Annotated in this window: 9 protein-coding genes; 3 read left to right on the plus strand and 6 right to left on the minus strand. The window is 68.2% G+C overall.

Annotated features, from left to right (window positions below; all coding sequences use genetic code 11):
- Nucleotides 1-1,143: M20/M25/M40 family metallo-hydrolase (locus tag VF697_RS39305; protein WP_331103292.1), on the minus strand; the 1,143-nt coding region annotated here is incomplete at its 3' end.
- Between the two features lie 227 nt (nt 1,144-1,370).
- On the minus strand, nt 1,371-1,655 hold the full coding sequence (locus tag VF697_RS39310) for a hypothetical protein (protein WP_331103294.1): 285 nt from the start codon (nt 1,653-1,655) through the stop codon (nt 1,371-1,373).
- 170 nt (nt 1,656-1,825) lie between these two features.
- Between VF697_RS39310 and VF697_RS39315 the strand changes: the two genes are divergently transcribed.
- The 3 genes from VF697_RS39315 to VF697_RS39325 all read left to right on the plus strand — a co-directional run bounded on the left by VF697_RS39315 (nt 1,826) and on the right by VF697_RS39325 (nt 5,424).
- Nucleotides 1,826-3,589 (plus strand): HEAT repeat domain-containing protein, encoded by a 1,764-nt coding sequence (locus VF697_RS39315; RefSeq protein WP_331103296.1) that lies wholly within the window; start codon nt 1,826-1,828, stop codon nt 3,587-3,589.
- A gap of 3 nt (nt 3,590-3,592) precedes the next feature.
- Nucleotides 3,593-4,906 (plus strand): HD-GYP domain-containing protein, encoded by a 1,314-nt coding sequence (locus VF697_RS39320; protein ID WP_331103298.1) that lies wholly within the window; start codon nt 3,593-3,595, stop codon nt 4,904-4,906.
- A 116-nt stretch (nt 4,907-5,022) separates the two neighbouring features.
- Nucleotides 5,023-5,424 (plus strand): DUF1622 domain-containing protein, encoded by a 402-nt coding sequence (locus VF697_RS39325; RefSeq protein WP_331103300.1) that lies wholly within the window; start codon nt 5,023-5,025, stop codon nt 5,422-5,424.
- 5 nt (nt 5,425-5,429) lie between these two features.
- On the opposite strand, the gene VF697_RS39330 is transcribed toward VF697_RS39325, so the two are convergent.
- From VF697_RS39330 to VF697_RS39345, 4 genes are all read right to left on the minus strand, one after another.
- The gene (locus VF697_RS39330) at nt 5,430-6,377 is read right to left on the minus strand and encodes an RluA family pseudouridine synthase (RefSeq protein WP_331103302.1); all 948 of its coding nucleotides are present in this window, start codon (nt 6,375-6,377) and stop codon (nt 5,430-5,432) included.
- Nucleotides 6,371-6,634: a hypothetical protein gene (locus VF697_RS39335; protein WP_331103304.1), complete on the minus strand. Its 264-nt coding sequence runs from the start codon at nt 6,632-6,634 to the stop codon at nt 6,371-6,373. Before VF697_RS39335 ends, VF697_RS39330 begins: the two co-directional genes overlap by 7 nt.
- 82 nt (nt 6,635-6,716) lie before the next feature.
- Nucleotides 6,717-7,925 carry a helix-turn-helix domain-containing protein gene (locus tag VF697_RS39340; protein WP_331103306.1) on the minus strand — a complete coding sequence of 403 codons (1,209 nt, stop codon included), beginning with the start codon at nt 7,923-7,925 and terminating at the stop codon, nt 6,717-6,719.
- A partial coding sequence (locus VF697_RS39345) for a MinD/ParA family ATP-binding protein (RefSeq protein ID WP_414641438.1) occupies nt 7,922-8,310 on the minus strand: 389 nt, incomplete at its 5' end. The genes VF697_RS39340 and VF697_RS39345, both read right to left, overlap by 4 nt.

An 8,310-nucleotide genomic window follows, 5' to 3' on the forward strand; every position in this document is an offset into this window, starting at 1 on the left:
GAGGGTGTCCTGCGTGGTGTGGATGTACGGGTTGTCCTGGCCCATCAGCGCCTCGAAGGGGATGGAGGCCGGGTAGCCCTGGTTGTGCCAGGAGGCGTGGTCCGAGCAGCCGTAGCCGCACGTCGTCGAGGTCGCCGTCACGCCCGGCAGGTACGTGGTGATGAGGTTGCGGATGAAGGTGTTCTGGGCCGCGTTGGTGTAGTCGGACACCATGACGATGTCGTAGCTGGAGCCCCGGTAGTTGATCATGTCCAGCTGCAGCACGCCCACCACGTTGATGGCGCTGGCCTTGTGTTGGGCGGCGATGGCGGCCGAGCCCTTGAGGCCCACCTCCTCGGCGGCGTAGGCCATGAGCTTCACCGTGCGCGCCGGGCGGTAGCCCTTGGCGACGGCCACGCGGAGCACCTCGGTGAGCGCGGCGATGCCCGAGGCATCATCGTCCGCGCCCGGCGCGGCGTAGGAGGAGCCGCTGCCGTTGATGGAGTCCAGGTGTCCACCGAGCACCACCACCTCGTTGGGCAGCGTGGCGCCCCGGATGGTGGCGATGACGGACGGCTGCGGGGACGTGGTGGTGGGGTGCGTGAAGAACGCCACCGAGATGTCCGTGCGCCCGCTGGCGAGCGTGGTCCACCGGTTCTTCAGCCACGTGGCCGAGTCGATGCCCGACTGCAGGTTGTAGCGGCGCGAGGTCCAGCTCGTCGACAGCGTGGAGATGGTGCTGCGGATGTTGCTCTCCAGGACGGCGGACATCAGCGAGTTCACCGCCGTGCCGTTGTCGATGGTGTAGCTGATGAGCGCGGCCACGGCCTGCGAGGAGGTGCTGCCCTCCACGGCCTCGAGCGCCTCCTTCTCGGTGTCATGGGCGATGAAGCCCGCGCACCGGTTGAGCTTGTCGTGCATCGCCTCGGACAGCTTCTCCAGGTGCGACTCGCGCACGCGCAGCGCCGCGACTCCGCCCTTCTCGCGAGCAGGAGCGGGCAGCTCCAGGCCCTGCCCCCGGAACGAGGCGCGCGCCGGCTCCAGCGCGTCGGTGCCGATGGTGATCCACACCTCCTTGTCCTGCTTGTCCTGCGCTCCCGCGAAGGCAGGCGTGGCACACATCAACCACATGGCAACCGCACCGAACTTCGTCGTCGTCCCCATACGCTGCTCCTTTGGCGAGGAAGGCTTCCTCGAGTGGATTCCGCGGCACGGGTATTCCCCGGCTCGCTGGAATGGCCGCGTTATCAGCCTATACGGGAACTGGGTCCACCCCATGTGTTTCTGGGAACACCCGAAGTGTAGGATTTCCAACGACACCCTGCCTGAGATGAGGGGGCGGGGAGGCCGGCCCCCGCCCCGTCACCCTTCTTGCCGCGGAAATTCAGCCCTTAGCGGGTGGTCTCGGCGCAGACGTACTCGGTCTTGAGGGGGGCCACGATGCCGGCAGTGAGGCCGTACACGAAGGGCCCCCACCACGGCCAGTACACGTCCACGCGCGAGAAGCCGGAAGCGCACTCCGGGGCCACCGAGTTGGCGGTGGTCAGGCCGTACACGAAGCTGACGCTGGTGTCCTCGTTCTCGGGGCCGGTCGGGGTGGCACCGCTGCGCACGCTCATGCGGAAACAGCCGGTCAGCGAGCACAGCAGCAGGGCGGATGCAATGACGCGCTTCATGGTATGTTGACTCCTGGTTGTTGGTGAAGCATCGGGGCTCGTAGCACAGCCCCACCGTCGCGCCATTTCTGGAGCGCACCCCTCCCGACAGGTCCAGGAGACGCGCAAGACGGGAAGAATCGGGGTAGGCTGGACTCCCTCTTCTTCGCCCGAGCATCCTCGAGGACGTCATGGCCCAGGCACAGACCGCCCGCAGCGCCGCCCAGGAACCCGCGACGGATCCCGCCGTACAGGAGAAGGTGGAGTCGGCGCGCGACTTCACCTTCCATCTGCTCAAGGGCATCAAGCAGATCGGCATGTACCGCCACAACGAGGCGCGCTTCCCCGAGTTCCTCGCCCGGGCCCAGGAGGCCCTCGAGGCGTACACGGACAAGCACGGCGTGCTGTCGCTCAAGGTGGAGCAGCAGAACTTCATGCTGCACGGCGAGCCGATCTTCTCCGAGGACACGCCCCTGCCCTACAAGTTCTTCCGGGACGGCATCCGGCAGATCATGTTCCGCCCGGGCGTCACCGTGCAGGAGCTGGTGACGTTCACGATGATCGCCCTGTCCGAGCCGGAGCGCGGCGCGGAGGACGTGCTGTCCCAGCTGTGGCGGGCCGCCCTGGAGCACCTCGAGTACGTCGTCGTCGAGGGCTTCAAGATGGACGACGTCTCCGAGCAGGAGGTCGAGGTCGAGGTCGACAAGGTGGTCGGCTACCTCTACGCGCGCCTCAAGACGAACTCGGACGACTTCCTGCGCTTCGCGCGCGTGAACGCGGAGGACCTGGACTCCAAGCTGGACGGCGTGGAGCAGATGCGCGGCCTGGTGGTGGGCGGCAACTACGCCTCGGATGACCTGAAGGCCCGGCTGCAGCGGGAGATCTCCGAGGAGGAGGGCTCGCGGCTCTTCCCCAAGCTGGTGAGCGCCATCTTCCAGGTGATCGAAGGGGGCGTGGACGACACGGCGCTGCTCGAGGAGGTCTTCGGCCAGCTCCTGGACGCCATGCTCATCCAGGACGACTACCCCATCATCAACCAGATCGTCCTGAAGATGCGGGCCATGACCCAGCGGGACACGACGGGGAAGATCGAGCACCTGCTCAACTACTTCGTCCAGAAGATGGGCGAGGAGCAGCGCGTGATGCGCGTGGCCGAGATGCTCAAGTCCACGCGTCCGAAGAACCCGGTGGACATCACCCGCTACCTCCAGGCGCTGGACTCCTCCACCGTCGTCACCCTGCTCAACGCGCTGGAGACGATTGAGATCCCCGAGAACCGCCTGCTGGTGTGCGACGTGCTGGCGGGCCACGCGCAGGAGTCCCCCTCGCCCTTCGTGCAGCGGCTGGAGTCGGATCGGCCGCAGACGGTGCGCGACATGGTCTACATCCTGGAGAAGAGCAACCATCCGGACCGGGTGAAGATGTTCGGGCTGGTGCTGCTCAACAAGAACCTCGCGGTGAAGCTGGAGGTGATGAACATCATCGCCCGCGGCCGCACCCCCGAGGCGCGCAAGCTCATCCTCGAGGCGCTCAACGACTCCGTCACCCAGGTGCGCATGGTGGCGGCCCGGCTGCTGCCCGAGTTCGACCGCGACAAGGCCTACGTGGACCTGATGCGGCTGCTGAAGGATCCGAACCTCGACAAGAAGTCCATCGAGGAGCGCACGGCCATCTACACGGCCCTGGGCTCCACGGCGCTGCCGGGTGCCATCTCGATGATGCTGCAGGTGCTGGCGGTGAAGCCCACGCTGCTCAACAAGAAGAAGGTGATGGAGGACAAGCTGCTGGCCGTCGCCGGGCTGGCGGGTGCGTGCTCCATCCAGTCGTACAAGGCGCTGCAGGGCGTGGTGGAGGACAAGAGCCAGCCGGCCGAGGTCCTCTCCGCGGCCCGCAAGGCCATGTACCAGACGAAGAAGATCCTGTTCGGCGACACGGCGACCACCGAGGAGGCGTGAGCCATGGCGGACAACCTGAAGATCACCGGGGACGGGGCGGAGAACGTTGGCGAGTTCGGCCGCGGCTACTCGGAGAAGCTGCAGACGCTGGCGCGCGGGCTGGTGTCCAGCCTCTACATGCTGGTGCGCTCGGTGAAGATGTATGACCCGGAGAACGCGGTCTTCGAGAAGCCGCTGCTCCAGCTCCAGGGCATCGTCAACCAGATCATCTCCAAGGAGGGCCGGCTGGAGCTGGTGGGCGTCAAGGACTCCTTCTACCTCAACAACATGCTGGTGAAGGTGGACCTCAACTCCATCGAGAACCAGCGCTTCCTGCTGGGAGAGATGCGCGCCAAGGACGTGGGAGGCATCTCGCTGCTCAAGCCCGTCACGGTGCCGGACCTGAAGAACTTCATCTGGATCTTCAGCAAGGAGCAGTCCGCGGCCGCCGAGGAAGACGGCATGGCGGGCCGCAAGCTGCTCAACATGAAGGTCGCCAAGTTCTCCAAGCTGCGCGAGAAGCTGAACAAGGACGACCTGGAGAACCCGGACGAGCAGAAGGTGGACCGCAAGAAGTACGCGATGACGGTCTACGCCCGCGCGGTGTTCTTCCTCACCCGCTACCTGGAGTCGGTGCAGGCGGGCAAGCCGCTGAGCACCGCCAAGGCGCTGCGGCTGGTGCAGGACTTCGTGGACATCTCCTCCGAGCAGAAGACGCACTTCCTCGGAATGACGACGACGAAGCGCGAGGCGGACTACCTCGTGTACCACCAGGTGAACGTGTGCCTGATGTGCATCGTGTTCGGCCAGGAGCTGGGGCTGACCAAGCCGCAGCTGAGGGATCTGGGCTACATCGCGCTCTTCCACGACGCGGGCATGGTGACCATCCCCGACGAGCTGGCCACCAAGCGCGGGGCGCTCAGCGCCGAGGAGAAGGCCCTCATCCAGAAGGCGCCGCTCATCTCGGTGCGCAACATCCTGATGGAGAAGGGCTTCTCGCGCTCGACGCTGCTGCGCGTGGTGACGACGTTCGAGCACAAGGCGGACTTCGGCACGGCGGTGCGCGACGCGCGCGGCAACATCCAGATGATCATCCCGAAGACGAACCTCGGGGTGTACGCGAAGATCATCGCCATCTGCGACGCGTATGACGCGCTGACCTCGAAGCGGCCCTACCGCGACGCCTACGGCCCCGAGGTGGCGCTGATGCTGATGTGGACGGAGATGCGCAACAAGTTCGACCCGGAGCTGCTCCAGGTCTTCATGCGCGTGATGGCCATCCAGCCGGTGAAGGTGCTCAGCCGCCGCCAGCAGACGATGTCGCTCGGCGGGCTCTAGTCGCCCGGCCTGCCCACCTGGAGAGCACCCGGCCTGACGGGCCTGGATAGCCGGTGACGCCGTCCTCCTCGCCTCCCAGGAGGACAGGCCCCATCGTTCCCTCGGGGGAGCACACGATGGAATTCACCGGGCTCGTGACCCTGGCCGCGCGCTTCTTCGAGGCGGCGGGCGTGGGGGTGATGGTGGGAGGCGCCGTGCTCGCCGTGGTGATGGTCGGCGTGCGCTACCGCCGCATGTCCTCGCGGCAGGCCTACCGGGCGTTCCGGGATCGCCTCGGCGCATCCATCCTCCTGGGGCTCGAGCTGCTCGTCGCGGCCGACATCATCCGCACCGTCGCCGAGGCGCCCACCCTGCAGCACGTGCTCGTGCTGGGCCTCATCGTCCTCATCCGGACCTTCCTCAGCTTCACGCTCGAGCTGGAGCTCGAGGGGCGCTGGCCCTGGCAGGGCCCCCGGCGCTCCCGACGCGAGCGACTGGCCGAGGAGGAGGAAGGCGAGGCCGATCAGCCGCACCACTGAGCGCGCTACCGGCCGCGCAGCAGCTTCAGCGCGGCGGTGAAGTCCGCAGGCAGCGGAGCCTCCACGTGCAGCACCTTGCCCGTGCGCGGGTGCGGGAAGGACAGCTTCCACGCGTGCAGCGCCTGGCGGCCCAGCACCTCCTGCGCCTCCTCGGCGTGCCCCTTCGCCTTGCGGCCCGCGCCGTACATCGTGTCGCACAGCAGCGGGTGGCCGGCCTCGGACAGGTGCGCGCGGATCTGATGCGTGCGCCCGGTGAGCAGGTCCACCTCCACCAGCGCGGCGCCCTCGAACTGCTCGCGCACGCGGTAGACGGTGATGGCCGGCTTGCCCTCCTTCACCTTGCCGGTGAAGCGCTGGCGGTGCACCGGGTGGCGGCCATAGAGCGTCTCGATGCGCGCCTCGGCCTGCTTCGGCTGCCCGTGCACCAGCGCCAGGTACGTCTTCTCCACCACGCGCGTCTTGAAGGACTTCTGCAGCGCCACCAGCGCCGTCTCGTGCTTGGCCACCACCAGGCAGCCCGTGGTGTCCTTGTCCAGCCGGTGGACGATGCCCGGGCGCAGCTCGCCGCCCACTCCGGCCAGATCCTTCACCCGGTGCAGCAGCGCGTTGACCAGCGTCCCCGACGCATGGCCCGCTCCCGGGTGCACCACCATCCCCGCCGCCTTGTCCACCACCACGAGGTCCCGATCCTCGTGCAGCACCGTGAGCGGCAGCTCCTCGGCCAGCGGCACGGCGGGGACGGGCGCGGGAATCCGCAGGGAGAGCAGCTCGCCCCCCTTCAGCCGCAGGGCGACCTTCGCGGGCTTGCCGTCGACCTGGGCGTGACCGGCCTCGATGAGGCCCTGGATGCGCGAGCGCGTGAGGTCCGCGAAGACGCGCGAGAGATACTGATCCAGCCGCTCGCCCCTGGCGTCGGGGGGGGCACGGTGCTCGCGCGCGTCGGGGGCTACCAAATCTTCGATTTCACGTGCGCCTTGGAGCGCAGGACGATGTCGTTGATGGCCCGCTCGAAGAAATTCATCTTCGTGAAGATCTCCTGGCTGACGCGGCTCTTGTAGAGCTCACGGCCCTCCTCGAGCTCCTCCTTGAGGACCTCGAAGAGGTTGTCCTGCTCGATGCCCTTGATGATCTTCTGCTCGTTGTAGAGCGAGATATCCGAGGCAATCGCGCGGGCCAGCCGCATGGCCTTGATCTTTTCTTCTTCAGTCATCCCGCACCTTTCTAAGCACCACCCCCGGGGGTGTCAACTTCGCTGACACGCGAAGTGCACCCCCTGTTGGACGCTCGCGGGCTCAGCGGCGTTTCTTCTCGCCGGCCGAGACGAGCGTCATGTAGCTGCGCGAGACCCGGAGCGGATCCAGCCCCAGCTCACGCGCGATGCTCATCAGCATGCCGCGCAGGTAGACGGCGGCGGGGAGGCCGTCGTAGCGGTCGGCCTCGATGTTCTCCACATGCCGGGACGAGATGCGCGTGCGGTCCGCGAGCATCTGCGGCGTCAGGCCGCGGCCCTCGCGAATCTGGCGCAGCAGCTCGCCGTTGAACTCGGCATCGGACGGGATGTCGACGACCGTCTTGAGCCGGGTGCGCGAGTCGCGGGCCTTCCCCGCCACCTGGGCGAGCGCCGACTCGGCGGTGGCGATGGCCGAGGCCTGGGCCAGCACGGGGGCCTCGCCGAGCGACTGCCCGGCGCTCGGGCGATGAGGCACCCTGCCCTTCTCCTGCGCGGACGGCGGAGGCGTGCCGTTGGCGGCCTCGGACTCGGGGCGACGGTGGGCCTCGGCCGCGGAGCGCAAAGGCGTCCGGAGCGCATTGCGCACGGGCAGCGGGGGCGGCACGACCGAGCCGGGGCGCGACGTCGGCGCCAGGGGCCGGGCATGGCGGCTCACCCCCCTCGGAAGGCCAGACGTCGCCGGAGGGGCCACCGGGGCGGCGGCGACCGGCTCGGGCACGGCCTCGGGCCGCACCGGAACGGGGGCCTCGGCCGGAGCGGCGGCAACGGGCTCGGGCACGGCCTCCACGCTCGTGGCGGTCGGCGGCGCCGAGACCGGACGCGGCTCGGCCTCCGGCACCACCTCGGCGGCCTCCACCGTCTCGACGACTTCGATCGCTTCCACGGTCTCGGCCGGCCGCGGCGGGGCCACCGGGGGCGGGGCCTCGACCGCGGGCACCTCCTTCGGCCCGGGGCTGGCCTCGGCCACGCGCTTGAGACCCTCCGCGCGCAGGCGAGCCACCTCGTCCGCCGACCGCGTCATGCCGATCGACCGATCGTACTCGAGGCGCTTGTCCAGCTCGGACAAGGTCTCCATGGCCCGTGTGAGCTGCTGACGCAGGGACTCGAGCTGCCCTGGATCCGCCAGCGAGTACACGGCGATGGAGTCGGGCGAGTACGTCTCCATCGCGCGCGCGTAGGCGTCGAGGATCTGCTCCTCGGAAGCGGTGGGCGGAATCTCCAGGAGCTCGTAATAGGACTGCTGCTCGAAGTGCTTCATGGCGGAGCTCATGGCGTCACCCCGTCGAGCGCCAGCAGGCGATCGGCGATGCCCTGCAGACCGAGGGCGGCCGGAGAGTCGGGCCGCTCGAGGACGATGGGTCGCCGTTTGCGCACCGCGCGCCAGGCCTCGTCGTCGTAGCGGATGGCCCCGAGGTCATCCATCTCCAGACCGAAGAACTTCTTCCACGCGGACACCACGGCGGCTCCCACGTTCAGATCGCCCTCCGAGCGCGCCTGGTTGAGCACCAGCTTCACGCGGAAGGCTGCCAGCTCCTTCTCGAGCCGCTCGGCGAGCGCGGGGTTCTGCTGACGCACGTGCTGGATGATCTGATACGGCGTGCGCGCGGCGCCCTCGCGGGTGGACAGGGCATTCTCCACCATGCGCTCGATGCCGT

The organism is Archangium sp. (genome assembly GCF_036388035.1).
In the GTDB taxonomy this organism is placed as follows: Bacteria; Myxococcota; Myxococcia; order Myxococcales; family Myxococcaceae; genus Archangium.